The following is a 20,826-nucleotide window of genomic DNA, read 5'->3' as shown; positions in this document are numbered from 1 at the left end:
TTCACGAAAGTGCAAAATATAGCAATTAAAAGAAATAATTTCATAATTTTGTAGTGTTGAAAAATTTGAGTAAACATATCAGCTTTGTCATCTTACTATGTTTGGGCTTTTTCCTAATGCCAAGCATAAGCTATGCTTGTGCAAAAAAAACAACTAAGACAGAGCAAAAGTCCTGCTCAAAAGATCAATCTGCAAAAGCAGAACATAAAAGCAGTTGCAAGGACAAGTCCTGTAAAAAATGCAAAAATGGTCACGACTGCGACGGCAATTGTAAGCACAGTTCATGTGGATGTAGCACTTCTTCATCTTCTGTAAGCTTACCAATACCAATAGATTTAAAAACAGCTAACCCTTTTGCTGAAATTAAAAAGCAAAAATTCGGTTTCAAAGAAGCCTACTATTCTTCAGGCTACTCTTCCATTTGGCAACCACCTAAAATAAGCTAAAACGATGGCTTGTTAGCCATACGTGTGCCTTGTCGAAAGCTGAATCCAGTTTTCGCAAACTCTTCGTATATCTTATTAAATTAAAAAAAATAAAAATGAAATCAATATCAAAAATATTGATGGTAATCATCGTATTACTATCAGCCGTAAACAGTTTTGCACAAATCAAAAATGCAAAAACAGAAACTGTAAAAATATATGGCAACTGCGAAATGTGTAAAACAACCATCGAAAAAGCAGGAAATTTAAAAAATGTAGCCACGGTAGATTGGAATAAAGATACCAAGATTGCTACACTCAACTATGATGGTAAAAAAACAAATCAGGACGAAATATTGAAACGCATTGCCTTAGCAGGTTATGACAGTGAGAAATTTTTGGCTCCAGATGATGTATATGCAAAATTATCCGACTGTTGCCAGTATAAAAGGGAACTAAAACCAGTTGCAAAAACCAGAGATGCAGGTATGGATATGAAAAATGAACACGCCAACCATAACCAAAGCGATATGGCTCAAAAAAATACCACTGAAACACAAAATGTACCGCAATTAAAAGCCGTTTTCAATAACTATTTTTCAGTGAAAGATGCGTTGGTAAAAACTGATGCAGGTACTTCTTCCGCAAAAGCTACCGAATTGGTAAAAGCCATTAAAGCAGTAGAAATGACAAAACTTTCCAACGAAGAACATACCGTTTGGATGAAAGTAATGAAAGATTTAACTGCTAATGCAGAAAAAATTGCTATAGCAAAAGATGTTACCAAACAAAGAGAAATTTTCGCTTTACTGGCTAATAATATGTACGAATTAGCCAAAGTTTCAAAACAAGAAACACCTGTTTATTATCAACATTGCCCAATGTACAATAATGGTAAAGGAGCAAATTGGCTAAGCAAAGAAGAAGCAATTAAAAACCCGTATTACGGCTCCAAAATGCTTACTTGCGGTAGCGTACAGGAAACTATTAATAACAAATAAAACGCTATTGTTATGGAAAGTATGGAAAACCAACACGAAATGCAACATAACCATAAGAATGAAAAGCATAATACTAATCACTCTTTAGCAATGTACAAACGCTTTGCTGTAATGGCTGTTGCTATGTTCATAGCTATGTACTTCATTATGTATGCTATGATTGACGGCTTACAGAACCTTATCCTGAACATCAATAATTTGTATATGACTTTGCTGATGGTTTCTGCAATGTTGATTATAGAACTATTGATAATGAAAGGAATGTATGAAAGCAAAAAAATCAACTGGGCAATCATAACGGTTTCCCTTGCGATTGGTATCTTTTCTTGGTTTGGTATTCGGGAGCAATTATTTGTGGGAAATAAAGAGTTTGTAAAAGGTATGATACCGCATCACGCAGCAGCAGTATTGATGTCTGAAAAAGCTAAGCTTACCGACCCCGAATTGATACAGTTACAAAAAAACATACTGGAAACACAGGCACAAGAAATCGAATTTATGAAGCGTAAGCTAAATGAATTTGAAAACAAATAAATAAGACAAATTTCTTCAATAATATCAAAAATAAATAAAATGAAAAATATAATTTTCTCAATCATTACATTAGTAACAGTTGCAGCGGTAACAATTTCCTGCAATCAATCTTCAAATAAAAATAGCGACCAGCAAGCTAATGATAGCACAACAATTGCTGCAACTCCGGAGTTACAATCACCTACACACAATGATACGGTAGCAACTGTTACTTCAACGGATACATCTTCTCAAGAGGCAGAAAAGTCCGATGTGAAGCAAGCTCAAAAGTTTACTGTCGCACCTATAATTAAGGATTATTTGGCTTTAAAAAATGCACTTGTTGCAGATAATGACAAAGCAGCGGCTAATGCAGGAAAGCAATTGTTTACTACCTTAAAAAATGTGGATATGAACGCTATCCCAGCGAATAAACATAAAGAATATATGGAAATAGCGGAAAATGCCAAAGAAAATGCAGAGCATATTAGTGACAATGCTGGTAAAATAGACCACCAGAGAGAGCATTTAGCATCGCTAAGTAAAGACGTTTCTGACCTTATCACATTATTTGGAACTACCCAAAAATTATATCAGGACTACTGCCCAATGTACAATGATGGTAAAGGTGCGGTTTGGATTAACGAAGCTAAGACTATCAAAAATCCTTATTATGGCAGCAAGATGCTTACCTGTGGCTCTGTAAAAAAAGAGTTCTAAAAATGAAGAGAGTATTAAAGATAATGTTGACAATAGTGCTGTTTATTTTTATTGCTATTCAATTTTATCAGCCTGCCCTTAATGTAGATAAAGGGCAGGTTTACACAACCGATTTTACCCAAGCGTATAAAATGCCTGTTGAAGTAAAAGCGATGCTTCAAACCTCTTGCTACGATTGTCATAGTAACAATACTAATTATGTTTGGTACGACTATGTGCAACCTATGAGAGCATTAGTAGAAAACCACATAAAAAACGCAAAAGAGGATTTGAATTTCAACGAATGGGGTACATACTCAAATAGGAAGCAGGACAGATTATTAAACTCAATTAAAGAACAAATCGAAACTAAACAAATGCCCTTAGCATCATATACAATGATGCATAAAAACACAAAACTGAATGATGAGCAAATCAAAGTTTTAACCAATTGGCTAAAAGAGCAGGATTAAGTTTCAAGAAAAAAAATATCAAAATGAATATACCTAAAAATGTTACGATCAGGTTGCTGCAAGCAGTTTTTATACTGTTATGTTCGCAATCTCTCTTTGCACAAAAAGTAGTTCGTTACGAGTTGTATGTAAAAGATACGCTTGTAAACTACGCAGGCAAAGAAAAAAGAGCCATTTCCGTAAATGGTCAAATACCAATGCCAACGCTCACTTTTACCGAAGGCGATACAGCCGAAATCGTTGTACATAACCAATTAAAAGAAAGTACCTCATTGCATTGGCACGGAGTGTTCCTGCCCAACAAAGAAGATGGTGTGCCCTGGCTTACACAAAAACCTATTAAGGCAGGCACAACCTATACCTATCGCTTCCCAATTATCCAACACGGAACGCATTGGTATCACTCACATTCTGGTTTGCAGGAGCAAATTGGGATGTATGGCAGTTTTATAATGAAGAAAAAGGATGATGATAAAACCTTTAGAAAAGGAATTGACGATTTGCCGACTGTACCCATCATTTTAAGCGAGTGGACAAATCTTAATCCCGACAACATCAACAGGATGCTGCATAATGCCAACGATTGGGCAGCTATTAAAAAAAATGCAACACAGTCTTATGCAGAAGCTATTAGAGAAGGACATTTCAAAACAAAACTAACCAACGAATGGAAACGGATGTTGGCAATGGATGTAAGCGATGTGTATTATGACAAAATTTTAATCAATGGAAACCATACGACCGATTTAAAAAAGGTGGACGGCAAAACGCTAAAAGCGGGCGATAAAGTACGATTGCGAGTTTCAAACGGTGGTGCTTCGTCCTATTTTTGGTTGCGGTATGCAGGCGGTAAAATTACCGTAGTTGCAAATGACGGTAATGATGTAGAACCTGTGGAAGTAGATAGATTAATCATTGCGGTTTCTGAAACTTACGATATTGTAGTAACAATTCCTGAAGATGGTGTTGCTTATCAGTTTCTAGCTACTACTGAAGACAGAACACAATCCGCAAGTTATTTTGTGGGCAATGGCATCAAACAATTAATATCACCACTTCCTAAATTAAAATATTTTGAAGGGATGAAGATGATGAACGATATGATGAAGATGAATGGAGATTTGGACGATATGGGAATGAAAATGAGCCTGAACCAAATGGATATGAACGTGGTAATGTATCCTGAAATTACTGGAGAGGCAAAACCAAAAGAAGACCATAGTCAACACAATATGAATATGGAAAATGATCCCAACCGTTACAATGCAAATGCTTTGGGAGAAATCAAAACGCTGAATTATGCAATGCTACAATCTCCTTCCAATACGGAACTTCCTAAAGATGCGCCAGTAAAAGAATTGAAATTTACCCTTACCGGAAATATGAACCGTTATGTGTGGAGTATGGATAATAAAATACTTTCAGAAGTTGATAAAATACCTGTGAAAAAAGGAGAAATTCTACGAATTACCATTCATAATAACTCAATGATGCGCCATCCAATGCACTTGCACGGTTTTGATTTCAGGGTAATCAATGGCAAAGGCGAAAAATCACCACTAAAAAATGTTATAGATATAATGCCAATGGAAACTGATACCATTGAGTTTTTAGCAAACGAAGAAGGAGATTGGTTTTTCCACTGTCATATCCTTTATCATATGATGTCAGGAATGAACAGGGTATTTGCAGTTGACGATTATCAAAATCCGAATTTACCTAACAAAAAACAAGCATATAATATGTTGCAAAGAGAAAGCAATATGCCACACTTAATGGCTCAGAATGATTTTGCTAGCAATGGAAATGATGGTGATGCGATGCTTCAGAATTCAAGATGGAGTTTAGGGACAGAATGGCGATTAGGCTATAACGATATGCACGGTTATGAAGTAGAAACACATTTAGGAAGGTACATTGGAAAAATGCAATGGTTTATGCCGTTTATAGGTTTTGATTGGAGGTATCGTAAAATGGGTATGGATGAACACGAAACCAATTTATTCGGACAGAAAAATGAAAAAGATACACGTAGAGCTATTAGCTTGGGCTTTATGTACACATTACCAATGTTAGTAAACTTTCAGGCAGAGGTATATCACGATGGAATTGTACGTCTTTCTTTAATGCGTGAAGATATTCCCATCACAAAGAGATTGAGGGCTGGTTTTATGGTCAACACCGATATGGAATATATGACAGAGCTAAAATATATTATCAATAAAAATGTGGGTATTCGTACACATTATGATAGCGATATGGGCTGGGGTATTGGGTTATCTTTAAATTATTAAAACAAAGGATAAACAGCTAAGCCAGGAAACCGAAAACGTTTTTTCAATCCGTTTGAGCTGTCTCAACTATTTACCACAATATTACAATTTAAAATTGCACATGACAATGATAGAACTGATAAAGGCAACACCCGCATTTCCTGTCAGGGAAATTGACAAAGCAGTTCAATTTTACAAAGACAAATTTGGTTTTGATTGTCGGCACAAGGAAGACACTTTTGCAATTTTGGTTCGGGGCAACATAGAACTGCATTTGTGGGCTTCCTGCAATTATAGTTGGAAATGGAAAAGCATTTTTCTATTTCTAAAACCGATTAGTAGTGGGGCAGAAAGCTTTTTAGCAGGAACACACAGTTGCAGAATTGAAGTAAAAGGAGTTGAAGAGCTGTATAAAGAGCTAAAAGAAAAAGAGGTGCTTCACAATGAAAAAACAGAGATAGAAAGTACCTATTATGGCACAAGAGAATTTGCAGCATTAGACTTATACGGAAATCTTTTATCCTTTTATGAAAATGTATAAAAAGATGTTTTTGTATTTTAGTATTTGCTTAAATAAACAATTTGCTTATCTTTGTACTTATGGATAATCTTTCTTGTATAAGGCAGCAGGCGGACGTTAAGCAGATAATGCGTTGCAAAGACCGGATTAGTGAAATCAAAGGGACAGTTGATTATTTATCCAGCGGACTTGAGTTAGCGGGTAACAATGTAAGACTGAAAATACTTTTTCTTCTTTATGAAGAAAAGAAACTTTGTGTTTGCGACCTAAGCGATATTCTCAGTATGACCATTTCGGCAGTTTCTCAGCACTTGCGAAAACTCAAAGACAGAAAACTCATTGAAACGGAAAGACAAGCGCAAACTATTTTCTATTCGTTGGCAAAAGAGTATGAAAAAATGCTCAAACCTTTTTTCAAAATCCTTAACGAAAACAAAATTTTGGAAGCAATATGAAAACAGAAAAAAAATTAATCGGTGCAGGACTTTTGACAGCAATTGCTTCGTCCTTGTGCTGTATTACGCCAATTTTGGCTATAGTTGCGGGTTCAAGCGGAATTGCTTCTACCTTTTCGTGGCTCGAACCTTTTCGACCTTATTTTATTGGTATGACTGTTTTAGTTCTTGGCTTTGCTTGGTATCAAAAACTGAAACCTCAACAACAAATTGACTGTAATTGTGAAACAAATCAAAAACAAAATTTTATGCAAACGAAATCATTGTTAGGAAGTATTACCGTAATATCAGTTTTACTTCTATCATTTCCGAGTTATGCTCACATCTTTGTTCCGAAGACAAAAATCACGGCAATTGTTACTTCGACTTCTAAAATTCAGAAAGTTGAATTTACTATTAAAGGAATGACTTGTTCAGGATGTGAACATCATGTAAAGACAGAAATTAGCAAACTAAAAGGCATTGTTGAAGTTATTGTTTCTTACGAAAAAGGCAACGCAATTGTAAAGTTCGACAACAAACAAACCAGCATCGAGCAAATCGAAAAAGCTATCAACTCTACTGGTTACAAATCACTAAAAAGCAAAATTATTTCATAATGGACATCATTTTAATATCCGAAATAACTTGTCCAACCTGCGGACATAAGAAATCCGAAGAAATGCCAACTGATGCTTGTCAATTTTTCTATCAGTGTGAGAGTTGCAAAACAACTCTAAAACCTATAAAGGGAGATTGTTGCGTGTTTTGTAGTTACGGTACAGTAAAGTGCCCACCTATTCAAGAGGGAAATGCTTGTTGTAAATAACTAAACCACTATGGACTTTCAGTCCATAGATTTGAACAACGAATGAAATTCGTTTAAAAAACTCCACAGATGCACAGATAATAAAATATTAAAAAATTCATTTTATTATCTGTGCATCTGTGTCGAATAAAAAATTTATAGAAACTGAAATTCTTGCACTGAAAGTGCATAGTTTCAACTAACTATTTTAATGCTTAATTGAAACTATGCACAACGAGTTTTCTATAGTCAGTTAATACTTACAACCTTTTTTCTAAAACAAACCAAAGCCAAAGTCCGGAATTGTTTTAGAAATGGGGTTGTTCCGCTTTCCGCAAAAATACGTTTCCGACCGCAGGGAGGAATTGCATTTTTGCCGCCCAACTTTTGGTCAGGCGGTTTTTTATATTTTTATCAGTTGAGAATGGAAATTTTTTAGATTAAGGAAAAAACCTCTGTTTTCAGTCAGTCCGTTGCGAAACAAGTTCCACAATAGAGAACATCCCATTTGTGCTAATGTAGAATTAATAAACAAATCCTGCTTTTCTAATGCTTCTGCTAAACTGCAACTTGGTGTATCATCTTGCGTTTCAGACTGCAAAAGCAGTTCTCCAAATTCTTCCGTCACATAAGGAAGATTCGACGTTGTTTGATATTTTTCGGAATCAGGTTGTTTTATATTCTCAACTGTAGAAAGCAAAACCTGTCCAGAATATCGGTTGTTGCCAAAATCCATCCAATATTTAGCCTGGTTTCTGTATAATCTCCTACCCTCTTTCAATTCATTCAGAATATCAGCAATTTCAAATCGTGATTTGACATTATCAACACACGACATATAAATTGCGGACTGCATATTCTCTTGGATTCTTCCTAAAGAATCTCTTTCAAACTTTCTGACTTCGGCTTTCCAATTCGTTCCAGACCATCGGTTTGCCCGATTTATCAGTGCAACTGCCTTTGGTAATCCTACTTCACATTCTGCAAAACGCTGTCTGCCTTGATTCGCTTCTGTGACAATATCATCATCCCACAACCGCACCTGTAATCCTGCGTGTCCCAATTCAATCAATGAATGGTTCATTTCGATCAAGGCGGTCAATACTTTAGAACCTGTACCACCTGCACCTATGAGGTTTACCATTACAGGATTGGTAGGATTTAAAAGGCTATCATCGGTAAAATGGACTTTTGTTTTTTCAGATTGTATCATTAGAGTAGATTTTTTAAAGTTAGATTTGAATTGATTAGAATATCTGTCGGAAACGGCTCTTTTGAATCAATAAGGCTTTTCCAAAGGATTACCAAGTTTCCTTTAATCGGATTATGGCTGTTGACCAAATGGCTGAAATAAGAATTGAAAAAATAGTTTTCCCATTTCTTAGTAAACTCTTCGAGTGATGCGGAACTTTTAATGTTTACGTCGACCGTTCCCATACAAACACTTCCGCTTTCGTAAACATTAAAGAACGGAGCGTGAAATAGTGGTGTATCTGTATTGGGGCGTTGGTCTGTCTCCAATGCGAATATTTTCATTCCCTGCTTATTGGCACACCATAGCAAAGGTGGCACATTCGCTAAACCATTTGGAATGGAAAGCTTTTCGGTAAATAGTAACTGTCGTTCCTGTGCTTTTGTGTACCAGACCACTTTTCCATTTTCCGATGTATCTATAAATAGTACAGTTTCAGAAATAATACCACTTGGTCTTAGAAAATCTTTTTCTTTCTTATTTTGAATATTTAAAGATTTGGAGAGTCGTTGTGCCTCCCTTACAGTCAAAGGGTGGGCATTGACAGGGTTTCCATTAGGGTCAATATCAAAATGTTCAACATAACCATCGCGATTATAATCTTCTGTCTCATAAAAGACCAGTGCTGATTTAGGATAGTAAAGTGTTCCAAAATTATTGGTTATGTCGGTTTCTTCGTTCTTAATTGTATTGGCTGTATTTCTCATAGCTTGTTTTTATAATTGAATTATTTGCGCCGTGTATGCACAGATTAGTTGAGCAATCGGCACAATTCGTTTAAGACCTTAAACAACTGATTTTCAAAATCAAGGTTTTTATCCAATATATCACTTCCGTCAAAGGTTTTAAAAATCATTGGTTGCTGTGTTTCAGCATATTCGTTGAACTCATTATTGACCATACTCGTTAGATTATCATAAATCAATCCGTCACTCTCGGCAAAAAAGGAAATATATTTATCCATTGCGATAACAGTTTCCTCATTATAATTGTCATCTCCCTCCATTTCTGAGGGCTTGTTTGCATTATTATAGTGGGCATTTCTGAAAATGCTTTCATTAGGGTAATCACAATAAAGTTTAAAGGTTTTTTCTGCCAATTGAAGGCATTCTTTATCAAACCTGTTTTTCGGTATAAAACGTTTCAAGCGTTGCTCAAAAAAAAGAAGATTCTTAGCATTGGAAATTTTTTGTCCCATCATATCTCCGTTGATTTCCGCCCGTTGAAGTTCTTTTTTGCAGATGTGGTTATCTTCTATTTCTTCGTCCTGCTCTATCCAATCAGTAAGCATTTCGTAATTCCAATAGAGATAAGAATCTTCCTGTCTGTAATATGGAATATCTACATTTCTATACAGATAAGTGCATACGGACAATAGTAAGCAAGCTGCTTTTCTGTGTACCTTATTGCGGAGCAATTGATAAAGCGGTACGACGGGAACATAAAACAAGGTTGCCCCTGTGTTGCATCTTTCTTCTATTGCAAAGCAAGTCTTACTCCCTTTTTCTATCAGCCTAACACTCTGCCAATTTTCAGTCTTGGTTTTCAACTGCGTTTCAATATCTCTCAAAGCAAGGCTGATATTGTATGGATAATTAAAATGCTGTGTCGGCATTGGGGTTATATCATAATGCTTTGCTAATTGAGAAAGGGACTTATAAAAATCCCTTTCTGTTTTAGCAGACTTACGTTTGCCCTGTGTTATTGTTATTTCATTCTCCTTTAATTTCGGCATAAAGCAGGTTCTCAGAAAAGCATTGGAAGTTGGGAGATTGGAACGGATTTCCGTTGGTCTTTCTGAACTTCCGAACTGTCTTTTATCTGATGCATCCATTGTGCGTATTCCCTCAATTGTAAGTGAAGTTGCCTTTGTTTTTTTTCTTCGGGAGGTTGAATTGTCCCCGATATGGTTTTTCGTTGCATTCATTTTATTTTTGTTTGTCAGTTTATGGTTGATGGTTGTTAGCTTTTAGATTGTAATTCTATCAACTGTCAACCAAAAACCATCAACTATTTATTATCCTTTTGTTCCCATCACACTTTCAAATTGATATTCAACAGCATCATCCTTGATTTTCGGTGCTGAAATTTTTGAAGTGGTCAGTATCGGGTACGTGTTGGCGTAAAAGTTCATTACTGATTCTACGCTCCATTTTGGTTCAGGGTCAGGTAAACGTATTTCCTGTCCGTTATCTTTGAGTATAAAAACTCGGTCTAATAGGGTTGCAAGTAACATTTATAATATTTTTAAGATTCAACATTTTCATTGGTCGTTTCAGAGAATAGGCTTGGTGCAAAATGTTTCTCATATTCATCCTGCTTTTTGCGGATGATTTCAGCATAATCGGGAAATTCCGATACTTTTGGAAGAGCTGACCACGCTTCTTTGTATTTGCCGTCTTTTTCGAGTTCTTCGGCTTTTTGCAAGGCTTCTTTGTACTTTTTATCTTTGCCTTCCTTTTCTTTTTTCTCCTTGTCGGATTTCTCCTTTTCCATTGCCGATTTCTTCTTGGCTTCTTCGACCTGTTTCATAAAACTTTCCATATCTACCATTAAGCCCGATGCGGTCTGCAATGGTGTCGAAATACTTTCAAAAAATCCGTTGTCCAATTCTTCCGCTGTCCCCCTTAAATTGAGTGGCGGAATCGTTTTCCTTGCCTCGTCTCCGCATTGCTCATTGTTGAGCAATACGGAAAGAACGAAACTGTTTTCTGCCCCTTGTCGGAGTGTGATTTGCAAATCTCCTGTAAGATTGAGTTTGCCTATCTGTCTGAAAAAATTGGTTTGCATAATTTTGTTTTTAAAATTGATTTTTTACTATTTCTGTTATAATTAATTTTATATTCATTATTTTGAATAATGCTCTGTAATAGGTTTCTTGCGTTTGTGGCATTCCAATCATCTTCTTTGGTCATATCCAAATAGTGTAATTTTTCATATTGTTTTACCATTTTGGCAATAATGTTCAATGCTTTATACTCCGTTTTGTCTGCGAGATTGCTCATATTGTTTTGATTTTAGTAGTTTTCCGTACATATCTTTCCAAAACCTTCTCAGTCTTTTATCTAATTCTGAAAATTCTTTGTTTGTATGTTCATATTCCTTACTCTGCTGTAATTTGGATAGCTTCATCAAGATTGGTTACTTTAATCTTGCAACCGTTTAAGTCTGTTACTCTCATTGTTGTTGAGTTAATTGATATAATGAAAATTCTTCTGTCCAAAATTCTTCGCCTGTCTGTTTTCCAAAAGCGTTGTAAATGGCATTTCCGTTTTTATAGACTTGCATTTGGTAGCAATTCAGATTATTTTCGGGTTGCAAAAATTTTTTCAAATCCTCTTTTTCCAATTCGATAAAAATCCTGCTTCTCTCCGAAAGCCATTCTTCAACTTAGGGATAATTTTCTTCCGAAAATTTGAAAAACTCTACATTGGTATCGGCATAATTCAGCCATTTTAAATCATAGTCATTTTCCAAAGGCTTTACGGCTTCGAGCCTTTTCTTTTGGATTTCTTTCCATTCTCCCGTAATGTGGATAATGGCAAAATCGCCATTATCCCATTCACTGTTGGTCATTGATTTTATCAGTAAATATTCTGTTTGTTGAAGTGATGTTTTCATTTATGCAATTTTTTGTTTGTTATTATTTATTTTCCTGTCTAATAGGATTCTCATAATCTCCTCTTTGTAATCGTAATTTTCACCTTCGAATTCGTAACAATCTGTATCTACATTGTAGATGAAGTCTTGAAAGTCACATTGATTGAGAAAATAATCCTGTAAGATTTGGTTTTCGCATATGGTCTTGCCAAAAACCATACAGCCAGATTCTTCGTAATCCAATACAAATCCGACATCGTAATGATTTGCAACAATCCATAATGCTTCGATATTTGGGCTCCATCTTGTCTCATAATGGAAAGAACATTCATCTGTTTCACTTCGATAAATTTCACAGAAGTAACCGTTTTTGCTCTTGACAAAATCGGGCAGTTGCCCAATATTTCCCTTAGTTTCCTTTTCTATCATTTCTTGAAATACATTCGAGACTTTGTCCAAAACCTCTCGATTTCCTGTGAATGTTACTTTATTGTTGCACCAATTTGCCATAATATTTGTTGTATAATTGTTGTTTTCGTAAATGTATGTTCCGCTTGTTTTGAAAGGTTCTTTTCCCTCTGTAAGGCGGATTTCTGATTTGAATTTTCTTGAAAGACTTTTTGCATACCGTATTGCTGTCGTTCTCTCGCAATAGAATTGGGAAAAGATTTCCACCTTTTCCCAATCATTCTTATCACTTTTCGGCTTCATTTGAAAGTTATATTGTGCTTCCATATTTTGAATGCTTTTAGAATGGTAAATCATCGTCCGTATCTTCCGCAAAAGCATTGGATTTCTGTGGCTGTGAAGCTGGTTGTTCTTCTGTGTCAGACTTTTTTCCGCCTCCGTGTACTTTGATGTTAGAAGTATGGAAATTCAACCCCGATTTTATTTCTCCATCTTTTCCAATCCACGCACTCGCACTTGCTCTGCCTGTAAGCTCTACTAATGTTCTCTTCGTTAAAATCTTAGCTACGTTGGCACTTAGCCAATAGGAGCAGTTATAATAAGTGGTCTGTTCTCTTAGTTCGCCTTGTTTGGTTTTAAATCTGTCATTAATGGCTAGTGAAAAATTCACGACCTGTTTGTCATTTTTTAAAGTGTTGATTTCTGCGTTTTTTGTAATTCTGCCTACGATGTTCATAATGTTAATTTTTGATTGTTAATAATTGATTTTCGAGTTTGTTAAAATTTTCGATTTGATTGATTTGGTTTCGAGGACACTCGTTTTTTTTTCTGCTTATATCCAATTGGAAAAGCAGAATTATTTGTTGTTTTATTTTGTTGTTTTTTCCGTTGATGTCAAAGACCGTCTGCGATTTAATTGATTCGTATAACTGAGGTTCCGTCTTTTTCTTTGCCGATGATCATAGGAAAGTATCAGGCATATAAAACCACAATCCTCCAAAGCTTTGGAGGATTGTGGCTCGAAATATTTTTGTCCGAAGGATTCAGGAGTGTCTGAAAAAATTATTGGAACTCGTGGAAAGAATTTTTATAGAAACCCAAAAATATTTTTTTAGGTGAATGATGCTGTCCTACATTTGCAATAGTAAAAAGCCAAAAATCAGTTAGAAGTGATTAAATAGAGGGTTTTGATAGTAGGAAAAATGTAAAATTAAACATTAGGTAATCTGTTTTTTTTAAGGTTTAACCAGTTTATGATTTTTAAAATTAAATTTCTCTTTAAAATCATTTTCAGAATTTTTACATTTTACTTTGTTGCACAAAACCACTCGTTTAAATCCTTAAAATCTTTGTACAACAAAGAACAATCTTCAACATTTTTATAGTTTTTCCGGATAACCTGTTTGATTGTAATTCCATTATCATCATTATCTAGGAAAAGTGAGGTTTTATAATATGCTCTAAGTTCTTTATCGACTTTGAAAAGCATTGCCGTAGAATTGAGAATCAAACAATCTGAAATTGAACTTTCTGCACTTTCCAAATTTTTAAAAGTCAGATAATCAAAAAAACCTTCAAAAACTACAATTTCATTGGAAGTCTTCAAATCATTTTTTATCAAAGTCACATCTTTTTTGCCCAAACATATCTTTGAATATTTATTTCGGATTTCAACGCCTCCGGAATTATTAAAAAAGCCAATTCCGAAATATTTCTTACCATTCAACATATACTCAATTTCTTTTACCAAATCTTTTTGTTCACAAACTTTTCGGGATTTTAAATATTGGATTAAAGCTGGGTGCTGAATTTCATTTACTTTTATGATTTGATAATTTTTGATTTGGACAGATTCTTCAATCTGAGTATTATTTTGAACTGAGAAGTCAAATTTATCAAGGTACTTCAAAGCATCAGAAACTGAACATTGATTCATTTGCTGAACAATTGAAATAACATCATAACTTTTCCCGGTTCCGAAATCAAAAGCTTTATTTTTCACAAAATCAACAGACAAACTCGGGATTTTTTCCTCTCTGTCGAGCGCAAAATAAAATGCCGTTTTTCGGTTTTCTTTCACGGGAAAGAGATTGAACGATTCCAAAACTGTTCTAATATTTACTTTTTCTTTTGCTTCTTCGCAATTCATTTTTTTCTTTTTTAAAGCAAATTTTTTATCCACATTTTCCTTTTAAATAAAAAAAGACTTTTTAATTACTTTTATAATACTTTTAATGATGCACCGAATCGCCTTATGGTAAAGCATTTGAACCCCATTTTCGGTGAGTGCAATTCCGAATTTCAGTGAGTGCAATTCCGAAAGTGGAGTGAGTGCAATTCCGAAAAAACAACTCATTTGTGGTGAGTGTAAATCCGAATTGTATTTTCTACTTTCATTGATTTTTCGTTTTTTTTCACATTTTCTTACAGTTATCCCTATTTTTAACGGGTTTTGAATTTTGGAGTGAGTGCAATTCCGAATTCTCAATCAAAAATTTCAATATTTTAACATTTTCTTAACTTCAGTGAGTGCAATTCCGAATTTTGGGTGAGTGGAATTCCGAACTCAAATAATTATTGGGTAGCCATTTGGCAGCAACTCTCCCATTTTTGTATTCCTGTAAATCTGTATGATGTGTTCCTGAATTTTATTTAAAAATTCGGTTCCTTGAAATTCTGTCGATTTAATTCCTTGCAATCGTGCTGTTCTAATAAATTCTTCAAAAGCTTTCTCTATCAATACTCTGGTTTGCGGAATATATCTGTATTGATGCGAAAACTGAATCATTTCACTTGTCAGCAGACCATATCTTTTTCTAAAGTAGATCAATCTTCGGCTGATTTCTTGCTTTTCATTAGGATATGCTTTTCTTAATTTCCGTTCTTCGTTACTGTTTTCAGATATATGATCATCTTCCTTCTTTTTTGTCAAACGCGGTATTACAAAAATTGAATCTCTTTTGTACTTATAATCGAAAGAGACCGTATTGAATGTATTAAGACTGCTTCTTGCAGGTTTTAGAAACTTGAAACAAAAATCCTTGGCAGTTTGATAATTCAATCCAAATTTTTTGTTCAGTGTTGACAGTTTTAATACCGTTCCATTTTCAGGGATTTTCGAAAGCCAGATAGCAAATATTATATGTTTGTTGTTTCTTACATTATAGACCAGATTGTACAGCACATAATTATATTCCGGAATGACCATCAATTTTTTCAGCCAATAACTGCTGATTAGAAAAGTGGTGTACCCTCTTTTATCGTAACTCGGTGTTGAAATGAGTCCACCGAAAGTTTTGATTTCTCTTCCTTTAGAATTAAACGATTTATACCAGCTCATTTTGAATTTTGCGAGAAATTCATAAGCATCTATCACTTGTTTTGTGGAACCGCTAGGAGAAATTTTGCTATTTCTGATTTTTATAGAAGCGAAAATATTGTTTTCGGTTTCAAATTCTTCATCAAAAAGTGAAAGCTGTTTTGGTCTGTCTTCCGGACGGAATTGTTCATTGCTGATGATGGAAATAATATTGAAAATCACCCGAAGTGCATTGATAGGAATATCGGCAGCTTCATGATCTTCAAAAATGAAATCGTCCACGAAATGGTTCCCTATTCTGATTTTTTCGGGAACTCTTTCGCTTTTATTGTCAAATTCCTTTCGGATAAGTCTTACATGCGGATCCCCCATGCTGTACATCTTTTTTATGTGTTGAATTTTTTATTTTAGTATTACTTTCGGTCTGGATTTTTAGGACGCTTTATATTTGGAATGCTTGATACGGAAAGCTGAAGGTTTGTATCCTCATTTTTTATGAACGGCAATATACTTTTTAGGGAAGATTTCCAGTTGGTAATACGTCGGTTTGAACTATTTTGCCAATCATTACGTACCCAGACTTCGTACTTTTTTTCTATGACGGAATCTAATTCAGATTCATAAGTTTCTAATGTTTGGGCATATTCAATAAATTCATCAAAACTTGGAATGTTCTTTTGATTGATTACAGGTGGTGATGGCTGTTGTTGTGATGGAATTTCTACACTTCCTGCTGTAAGAAAATCTGAACTTTTTACAATTTTAGCTTTCTTTATTTTTTCGGGTTTAGCAATTTTCAAGGGATAATCTAAAAGCAATCTGTAGTAACATGGAAGTCCGTTCTTGGTTTGAAATTCAATTAATCCAAAGTTCTGGAGTTTCTCTTTTACAGATTTTACGGTCTTTCGGGTTAATCCCAACTCTTTACTCACTGCAACATCAGAAATCTGGAACTCATACCCGTTATTGTCATATCCAATTTTAAGCAAATACAGATACATCGAAATTCCCGTAGAACCTATTTGATTTATTTTATTAAAATCCCAAAATCGGTGTATCAATTCAAGATAAGTCATCTTTATTTTTTTCCGAAAAGCGATAATGCTTTTTCTTTGTCTATGATGATAATGTTTCCGTTTTGGATGATGGCTTCATCCAATAACCCCGATGATTTTACTTCTGAAGCTTTTGAAACAGAACATCCCAATATTTTCGCTAAACCTTTCAGACCATATTCATATTTCTTTTCAGAGTTGACACCGCTCGAAATTTCTAAGAATTCTCCAACAGTCAGTTGCCAGATCGGAGTTTTAGGATCAATTTCTTTCATTAGTTTTGGTTTTGGTTTTGATTTGAATTTTTCAGCTTTGAAATCCAATTTCTTGCTGCAGATTTCCAACACTTCATGGGTTGATCATTGCACAACTTCCAATCCTTAGATTCGTATAATGAATAAAATTGATTCGCTTCTTCAGATTGAAAATCACACTCGTTAAAATATAGTTCAACCTCATACAGCATCGGTACAGAAAAGGAAATCTTTTTGTCGGGTACTATTTTTTGGTCATGTACTATTTTACTTTTTTCAAAATCTTCACTTTCAAAATCAATAATTTCGATTAAGCTTCCTTCATAAGGGTGATAACTAGGGGAATAAATGATAAACCCTGCGCTATGCAGTTCTTTTATACATTTGTGGTAAGTCGCAAAAGATTTTATTTTACCGAGCTTCATCACCTCTTTCCGACTCACACGAAATGGATTTTGGTATTGATGCCTACTCCACAACTGGAAAAGCGAAACATATAAACTGATGTGCGAGGGAACCATCCGATGATCCCTAATGACATTTCCAAAAAAATCAATAATTTTATTAGACTGCTTCATAACTACCGATTTAATGTTTGAAGTCTGTCAGTAGTTTCTCAATGTCTTTGTAATTGTAGTACAGAGTCCCTCCTACCTTACTGTATGATAACGTTCCGTTGATTCTCAGATTTTGTAATGTTCCTGAAGAGATGTTCAACAGCTTTTTGACCTCGGAGGTCCGAAGCCATAATTTTTGTTCTGTTGTATTATCGTGTAGTAATTCTTTAATCCCTTCCAGCAATTCAACTTTAAACTGCTGAAGATCTTCTTTGGTGATAATGGATATTGCCATGATTTCAAATTTGTTTTGTCTGACAAATTTTCGAAATCACGCAAAATATCTTTCGGTAGTTTGTCGGTACTACCGAAAGATTCCCTTGTGAAACCTATGAATAAAAGGTTTTAAATTAAAGATTACAATTTGTTTTATCTATCTTCATCCAAATCACACATCTAAATTATCCAGATATTGATCTAAATTCTTTTGAAGCAATGACAAAAATTTAGTTCTTTCCGTTTTACGTAAGCGTATTTCACCTAAAGTTTTATGATAATTGCCTAAATTAATATGAAGTGAGTTTTCTGCCCACCTGAAAATTTCAGCCAGATCTGAGTGACCACCGTTGAAACATTTTGTTTGGTGAAGCGCATACAACAACTCAATCAATGCAACTTTAGGAGCTGTCCATTCCAGATTTCTGATATGTGCGATTGAATTTTCTCTGACTTCTTTCGAATTTATTTTATTAGATAAATAGTGATCCAAAAGATCATTCGCTAAAATCTGAGATACCATATGATCATGGGATGTCGAAAATTCTTCATCATAGCTGTACAGTTCGGGGCTTAACTTCAACTTAAAGTCGAATTTGAACCTGACGAAATATTTCTTATCCAGATAGGTAGATTTTCGGCGGTAGTAACTAATAAATTCTCTCTGCTCATTATAAAAATACAAAAGATTGCTTCTCTCATTTTCGTAGTAGGATTGTAAGGCTTGAGGATCTGCATAAGGTTTTGAGGCTTCTATAGCTAAAACTTTGGAGTAGTAAATATAAACTGCTATGAATTGCGGTTTGGTATTTTTAAAAAAGTAGATTTCATCACTCCAATCTGAAAATTGATATTGCCGAAGGTGATCCTTCAATTGTCTAATGGCAATGTCTGTTTCCATCAGAATCTCTTCAGAACGAATGACAATGTCATTTTCGCTCCTGTTGATCTGATCTACAGTTGTTGTAAGATTTTTCCAAAGCTGGTCATTTTTTTTTCGGAAATTTTGTCCGTTCATACGTATCATTTTTTTGGTCACGTAAAAATCGGGCTAAAAAATAAAAAAATCAATTCTTCTGAATTTCATCCAGTCTTTTCCGGATAAAATCGGTAGGTCTAATTCCGTTGATTTCCAAGAAATGTGCTGAAAAGATTTGCCGGTTTGCCATTCCGCATTTTTCCGCAAGGCTGTCAATTTTAAATTTAAGATATTTACTGTCTTCTAATAGTAAATTGGTGATATACCTGATTCTTAAAATTTTTAAATACGTGGTAAATGTTACATCAAGATGAACATTGAGTACGTATGATAGATGGGTACGGTTGCTTCCAATCATTTTAGCCACAATCGGAAGCGTTAAATTTTGCTTCAAAAAGTTTTTTCTCTCTTCAAAAATCTTGAGATTTGCTTTTACTTCTTCAATAATTTCTGCGCTGTATATATTTTTTTCTTCGGAAGAAACAGGTTTCGATTCTAAAAAATGATCTGTAGGTTGAGAAGTATTAAATTTTTCTAACAATTCCTGATACTTGATCGTCAGTGCTTTTTCTCTCTTGCGGAACTTCCAGATTGAAAAGCATAATATCATCAATCCAAAACCCATAGAATAATATAAAATAATAAACCCATTTTTATGAACCCTTTGCAATTTATTCTTCTCTTCTAATAAAGTATTGGTATCGTATTCCCTGTGAATTTTTGAAGAAAGCATGGCAAAATCAGCATTGATAATTGAATCAGCCTTTAACAGCTGATTGGTATAATATAATTGCCTTTCATAATTTTTGTTTTGTTTGGCATCTTTAATGAGATATTCATAACCGGATCTGATCTCCGGAGTGACAAACCAAAATTTATTGACCAAAGAATCAACTTTATTAAGATACTGTAAAGATTCTGCTCTTTTTCTATCTGACCAATACGCTTTTCCCATATAAAAATAAACCGTCATTAATGAAGCATCATCCTGATGGTGACTCAAAATATCCTTTGACTGTTTAAAATATTGTAATGCATCATCGGTATTTCCCAATCTTAACAACTGTACCCCTTTTCCTTTTTGAAAATATCCATACTCCGTGGACAGCTGAGCGGTATTGTGAAGTCTTCTTAATCCTATATTAATCAATGAATCTTCCTTCTGATACAACCGTAAGTTCCTGTAACAGGTACTTAACCGGTAAATACTGTTAAAGTATCCTGATTCGTTATTCAGCCTGATGTTAGGATGAACATTCTCTTTGGATTTTTTTTCAAAATAATCTGCTGCTTCTTCAAAATGTACTGCCGCCTCCTTATAATAACCCAAATAGCTTTTAACCATCCCCAAATGATACGTGATCTTATTCTTGAGGTAATCATCTTTCGAATTCTTGGAAAACTTGAAGGCTATTAAATACTGCTCTAAAGCAGGTTTATATTGTCTTCTGTTATAATAGTATATGATCCCCTTTCCAAGATAAGCCCTGGAAATATCATCATCATTTTTGTTTTGTATGGCTGTGATTATCGTACTGTCTGCATATAATAATTTGCGGTTCACATCTCTGCTGTAGTAGATCGCTTCCTCGTATCCTCTTATGAGCTTTTTATAATTATGATCTTTTTTTGCTTTGCTGATGTACAGATTTACAAACACCAAGGCTCTTTCATCATTCTCGGAATACGAATTAAATAAGCCTGAAATATTCTTGTAAGACTGTTCATTTAGATTCTGACCTTGGATTAATGACAAAAAGAAAGTAAATATTAACAATAATAATCGATTATGATAATACATATAGATAGCGTATTCACAAATTTAATTAAAAAATCATAATTCAAACAGTTGTTTGATCTATTCAAAAGTTTTTATGACCTATGAGCTGATTTACAGCGTTATAAGATTCTATTTTGTGGGAATAATGTATCAATTATTCCCTTCTAATGAATCCATAGACCCGCATAAAGCTTTTCTGA

General features: G+C 34.5%; 27 protein-coding genes. 10 read left to right on the top strand and 17 right to left on the bottom strand.

The window, feature by feature from the left end:
• Positions 1–132: 132 nt before the first annotated feature.
• From BW951_RS17835 to BW951_RS23070, 10 genes are all read left to right on the top strand, one after another.
• Positions 133–315 (top strand): hypothetical protein, encoded by a 183-nt coding sequence (locus BW951_RS17835; RefSeq protein WP_028122604.1) that lies wholly within the window; start codon positions 133–135, stop codon positions 313–315.
• Positions 316–541: 226 nt separating this feature from the next.
• A complete protein-coding gene (locus BW951_RS17830; RefSeq protein ID WP_034741366.1) occupies positions 542–1,426 on the top strand; it encodes a DUF3347 domain-containing protein in 885 nt (294 codons plus the stop codon).
• A gap of 12 nt (positions 1,427–1,438) precedes the next feature.
• Positions 1,439–1,960, top strand: coding sequence for a DUF305 domain-containing protein (locus BW951_RS17825; RefSeq protein WP_034741369.1), 522 nt, complete (start codon positions 1,439–1,441; stop codon positions 1,958–1,960).
• A 39-nt stretch (positions 1,961–1,999) separates the two neighbouring features.
• Complete coding sequence (locus BW951_RS17820; protein WP_034741371.1) at positions 2,000–2,659, top strand: DUF3347 domain-containing protein; 660 nt, start codon at positions 2,000–2,002, stop codon at positions 2,657–2,659.
• A gap of 2 nt (positions 2,660–2,661) precedes the next feature.
• Positions 2,662–3,111, top strand: a complete 450-nt coding sequence (locus tag BW951_RS17815; RefSeq protein WP_034741374.1) for a heme-binding domain-containing protein — start codon at positions 2,662–2,664, stop codon at positions 3,109–3,111.
• 23 nt (positions 3,112–3,134) lie between these two features.
• Positions 3,135–5,405, top strand: coding sequence for a multicopper oxidase family protein (locus BW951_RS17810; protein WP_034742681.1), 2,271 nt, complete (start codon positions 3,135–3,137; stop codon positions 5,403–5,405).
• Between the two features lie 106 nt (positions 5,406–5,511).
• Positions 5,512–5,925, top strand: coding sequence for a bleomycin resistance protein (locus tag BW951_RS17805; RefSeq protein WP_198417452.1), 414 nt, complete (start codon positions 5,512–5,514; stop codon positions 5,923–5,925).
• A 59-nt stretch (positions 5,926–5,984) separates the two neighbouring features.
• Positions 5,985–6,359, top strand: a complete 375-nt coding sequence (locus BW951_RS17800; protein WP_027381139.1) for an ArsR/SmtB family transcription factor — start codon at positions 5,985–5,987, stop codon at positions 6,357–6,359.
• Positions 6,356–6,958 (top strand): mercuric transport protein MerTP, encoded by a 603-nt coding sequence (gene merTP, locus BW951_RS17795; protein WP_028122596.1) that lies wholly within the window; start codon positions 6,356–6,358, stop codon positions 6,956–6,958. The genes BW951_RS17800 and merTP overlap by 4 nt, the downstream gene beginning before the upstream one ends.
• Entirely contained in the window at positions 6,958–7,167 is a 210-nt protein-coding gene (locus BW951_RS23070) for a GDCCVxC domain-containing (seleno)protein (protein WP_072410579.1), read from the top strand. The genes merTP and BW951_RS23070 overlap by 1 nt, the downstream gene beginning before the upstream one ends.
• A gap of 382 nt (positions 7,168–7,549) precedes the next feature.
• On the opposite strand, the gene BW951_RS17785 is transcribed toward BW951_RS23070, so the two are convergent.
• From BW951_RS17785 to BW951_RS17700, 17 genes are all read right to left on the bottom strand, one after another.
• The gene (locus tag BW951_RS17785) at positions 7,550–8,356 is read right to left on the bottom strand and encodes a PRTRC system ThiF family protein (protein ID WP_028122595.1); all 807 of its coding nucleotides are present in this window, start codon (positions 8,354–8,356) and stop codon (positions 7,550–7,552) included.
• Between the two features lie 2 nt (positions 8,357–8,358).
• Positions 8,359–9,105: a PRTRC system protein B gene (locus tag BW951_RS17780; RefSeq protein ID WP_051259640.1), complete on the bottom strand. Its 747-nt coding sequence runs from the start codon at positions 9,103–9,105 to the stop codon at positions 8,359–8,361.
• Positions 9,106–9,149: 44 nt separating this feature from the next.
• Positions 9,150–10,325 (bottom strand): hypothetical protein, encoded by a 1,176-nt coding sequence (locus BW951_RS17775; RefSeq protein ID WP_034741379.1) that lies wholly within the window; start codon positions 10,323–10,325, stop codon positions 9,150–9,152.
• 90 nt (positions 10,326–10,415) lie between these two features.
• Complete coding sequence (locus BW951_RS17770; RefSeq protein ID WP_027379053.1) at positions 10,416–10,634, bottom strand: PRTRC system protein C; 219 nt, start codon at positions 10,632–10,634, stop codon at positions 10,416–10,418.
• 11 nt (positions 10,635–10,645) lie between these two features.
• Positions 10,646–11,188, bottom strand: a complete 543-nt coding sequence (locus tag BW951_RS17765) for a PRTRC system protein E (protein ID WP_028122592.1) — start codon at positions 11,186–11,188, stop codon at positions 10,646–10,648.
• On the bottom strand, positions 11,161–11,403 hold the full coding sequence (locus BW951_RS17760; RefSeq protein WP_028122591.1) for a hypothetical protein: 243 nt from the start codon (positions 11,401–11,403) through the stop codon (positions 11,161–11,163). Before BW951_RS17760 ends, BW951_RS17765 begins: the two co-directional genes overlap by 28 nt.
• Positions 11,404–11,788: 385 nt before the next feature.
• Positions 11,789–12,019, bottom strand: a complete 231-nt coding sequence (locus tag BW951_RS22425) for a hypothetical protein (protein WP_051889993.1) — start codon at positions 12,017–12,019, stop codon at positions 11,789–11,791.
• Entirely contained in the window at positions 12,020–12,733 is a 714-nt protein-coding gene (locus BW951_RS22885; protein ID WP_159437613.1) for a DUF1281 family ferredoxin-like fold protein, read from the bottom strand. It lies immediately after the preceding gene.
• A 13-nt stretch (positions 12,734–12,746) separates the two neighbouring features.
• Positions 12,747–13,142 carry a single-stranded DNA-binding protein gene (locus tag BW951_RS17740; RefSeq protein WP_076395285.1) on the bottom strand — a complete coding sequence of 132 codons (396 nt, stop codon included), beginning with the start codon at positions 13,140–13,142 and terminating at the stop codon, positions 12,747–12,749.
• Between the two features lie 570 nt (positions 13,143–13,712).
• On the bottom strand, positions 13,713–14,555 hold the full coding sequence (locus tag BW951_RS17735; protein WP_074231924.1) for a toprim domain-containing protein: 843 nt from the start codon (positions 14,553–14,555) through the stop codon (positions 13,713–13,715).
• A gap of 417 nt (positions 14,556–14,972) precedes the next feature.
• Positions 14,973–16,097, bottom strand: a complete 1,125-nt coding sequence (locus tag BW951_RS17730; protein ID WP_117590634.1) for a hypothetical protein — start codon at positions 16,095–16,097, stop codon at positions 14,973–14,975.
• Between the two features lie 41 nt (positions 16,098–16,138).
• Complete coding sequence (locus BW951_RS17725) at positions 16,139–16,801, bottom strand: hypothetical protein (protein WP_034741385.1); 663 nt, start codon at positions 16,799–16,801, stop codon at positions 16,139–16,141.
• Between the two features lie 2 nt (positions 16,802–16,803).
• The gene (locus BW951_RS17720) at positions 16,804–17,055 is read right to left on the bottom strand and encodes a DUF3853 family protein (RefSeq protein WP_034741388.1); all 252 of its coding nucleotides are present in this window, start codon (positions 17,053–17,055) and stop codon (positions 16,804–16,806) included.
• Complete coding sequence (locus tag BW951_RS17715; protein WP_076395281.1) at positions 17,055–17,612, bottom strand: hypothetical protein; 558 nt, start codon at positions 17,610–17,612, stop codon at positions 17,055–17,057. Before BW951_RS17715 ends, BW951_RS17720 begins: the two co-directional genes overlap by 1 nt.
• A 10-nt stretch (positions 17,613–17,622) precedes the next feature.
• The gene (locus BW951_RS17710; RefSeq protein ID WP_034741391.1) at positions 17,623–17,886 is read right to left on the bottom strand and encodes a helix-turn-helix domain-containing protein; all 264 of its coding nucleotides are present in this window, start codon (positions 17,884–17,886) and stop codon (positions 17,623–17,625) included.
• A gap of 153 nt (positions 17,887–18,039) precedes the next feature.
• Positions 18,040–18,885, bottom strand: coding sequence for an RteC domain-containing protein (locus BW951_RS17705; RefSeq protein WP_034741394.1), 846 nt, complete (start codon positions 18,883–18,885; stop codon positions 18,040–18,042).
• 49 nt (positions 18,886–18,934) lie between these two features.
• The gene (locus BW951_RS17700; RefSeq protein ID WP_051889997.1) at positions 18,935–20,602 is read right to left on the bottom strand and encodes a helix-turn-helix domain-containing protein; all 1,668 of its coding nucleotides are present in this window, start codon (positions 20,600–20,602) and stop codon (positions 18,935–18,937) included.
• Positions 20,603–20,826: the final 224 nt, after the last annotated feature.

It is taken from the genome of Chryseobacterium gambrini (assembly GCF_900156825.1).
GTDB classification, from domain to species: Bacteria; Bacteroidota; Bacteroidia; order Flavobacteriales; family Weeksellaceae; genus Chryseobacterium; species Chryseobacterium gambrini.
The sequence above is the reverse complement of the archived record's forward strand: the minus strand, read 5'-3'. Positions and strand labels throughout refer to the sequence as shown.

Bases quoted from the DNA above. Each gene is read 5' to 3' on its own strand.
- BW951_RS17830 (WP_034741366.1), top strand. From the start codon at position 542: ATGAAATCAATATCAAAAATATTGATGGTAATCATCGTATTACTATCA.
- BW951_RS17725 (WP_034741385.1), bottom strand. From the start codon at position 16,801: ATGACTTATCTTGAATTGATACACCGATTTTGGGATTTTAATAAAATA.
- merTP (WP_028122596.1), top strand. From the start codon at position 6,356: ATGAAAACAGAAAAAAAATTAATCGGTGCAGGACTTTTGACAGCAATT.
- BW951_RS17815 (WP_034741374.1), top strand. From the start codon at position 2,662: ATGAAGAGAGTATTAAAGATAATGTTGACAATAGTGCTGTTTATTTTT.
- BW951_RS17810 (WP_034742681.1), top strand. From the start codon at position 3,135: ATGAATATACCTAAAAATGTTACGATCAGGTTGCTGCAAGCAGTTTTT.
- BW951_RS17800 (WP_027381139.1), top strand. From the start codon at position 5,985: ATGGATAATCTTTCTTGTATAAGGCAGCAGGCGGACGTTAAGCAGATA.
- BW951_RS17760 (WP_028122591.1), bottom strand. From the start codon at position 11,403: ATGAGCAATCTCGCAGACAAAACGGAGTATAAAGCATTGAACATTATT.
- BW951_RS17715 (WP_076395281.1), bottom strand. From the start codon at position 17,612: ATGAAGCAGTCTAATAAAATTATTGATTTTTTTGGAAATGTCATTAGG.
- BW951_RS17765 (WP_028122592.1), bottom strand. From the start codon at position 11,188: ATGCAAACCAATTTTTTCAGACAGATAGGCAAACTCAATCTTACAGGA.
- BW951_RS22885 (WP_159437613.1), bottom strand. From the start codon at position 12,733: ATGGAAGCACAATATAACTTTCAAATGAAGCCGAAAAGTGATAAGAAT.
- BW951_RS17730 (WP_117590634.1), bottom strand. From the start codon at position 16,097: ATGGGGGATCCGCATGTAAGACTTATCCGAAAGGAATTTGACAATAAA.
- BW951_RS17770 (WP_027379053.1), bottom strand. From the start codon at position 10,634: ATGTTACTTGCAACCCTATTAGACCGAGTTTTTATACTCAAAGATAAC.
- BW951_RS17735 (WP_074231924.1), bottom strand. From the start codon at position 14,555: ATGAATTGCGAAGAAGCAAAAGAAAAAGTAAATATTAGAACAGTTTTG.
- BW951_RS17775 (WP_034741379.1), bottom strand. From the start codon at position 10,325: ATGAATGCAACGAAAAACCATATCGGGGACAATTCAACCTCCCGAAGA.
- BW951_RS23070 (WP_072410579.1), top strand. From the start codon at position 6,958: ATGGACATCATTTTAATATCCGAAATAACTTGTCCAACCTGCGGACAT.
- BW951_RS22425 (WP_051889993.1), bottom strand. From the start codon at position 12,019: ATGAAAACATCACTTCAACAAACAGAATATTTACTGATAAAATCAATG.
- BW951_RS17820 (WP_034741371.1), top strand. From the start codon at position 2,000: ATGAAAAATATAATTTTCTCAATCATTACATTAGTAACAGTTGCAGCG.
- BW951_RS17705 (WP_034741394.1), bottom strand. From the start codon at position 18,885: ATGAACGGACAAAATTTCCGAAAAAAAAATGACCAGCTTTGGAAAAAT.
- BW951_RS17710 (WP_034741391.1), bottom strand. From the start codon at position 17,886: ATGGCAATATCCATTATCACCAAAGAAGATCTTCAGCAGTTTAAAGTT.
- BW951_RS17835 (WP_028122604.1), top strand. From the start codon at position 133: ATGCTTGTGCAAAAAAAACAACTAAGACAGAGCAAAAGTCCTGCTCAA.
- BW951_RS17825 (WP_034741369.1), top strand. From the start codon at position 1,439: ATGGAAAGTATGGAAAACCAACACGAAATGCAACATAACCATAAGAAT.
- BW951_RS17780 (WP_051259640.1), bottom strand. From the start codon at position 9,105: ATGAGAAATACAGCCAATACAATTAAGAACGAAGAAACCGACATAACC.
- BW951_RS17805 (WP_198417452.1), top strand. From the start codon at position 5,512: ATGATAGAACTGATAAAGGCAACACCCGCATTTCCTGTCAGGGAAATT.
- BW951_RS17740 (WP_076395285.1), bottom strand. From the start codon at position 13,142: ATGAACATCGTAGGCAGAATTACAAAAAACGCAGAAATCAACACTTTA.
- BW951_RS17720 (WP_034741388.1), bottom strand. From the start codon at position 17,055: ATGAAAGAAATTGATCCTAAAACTCCGATCTGGCAACTGACTGTTGGA.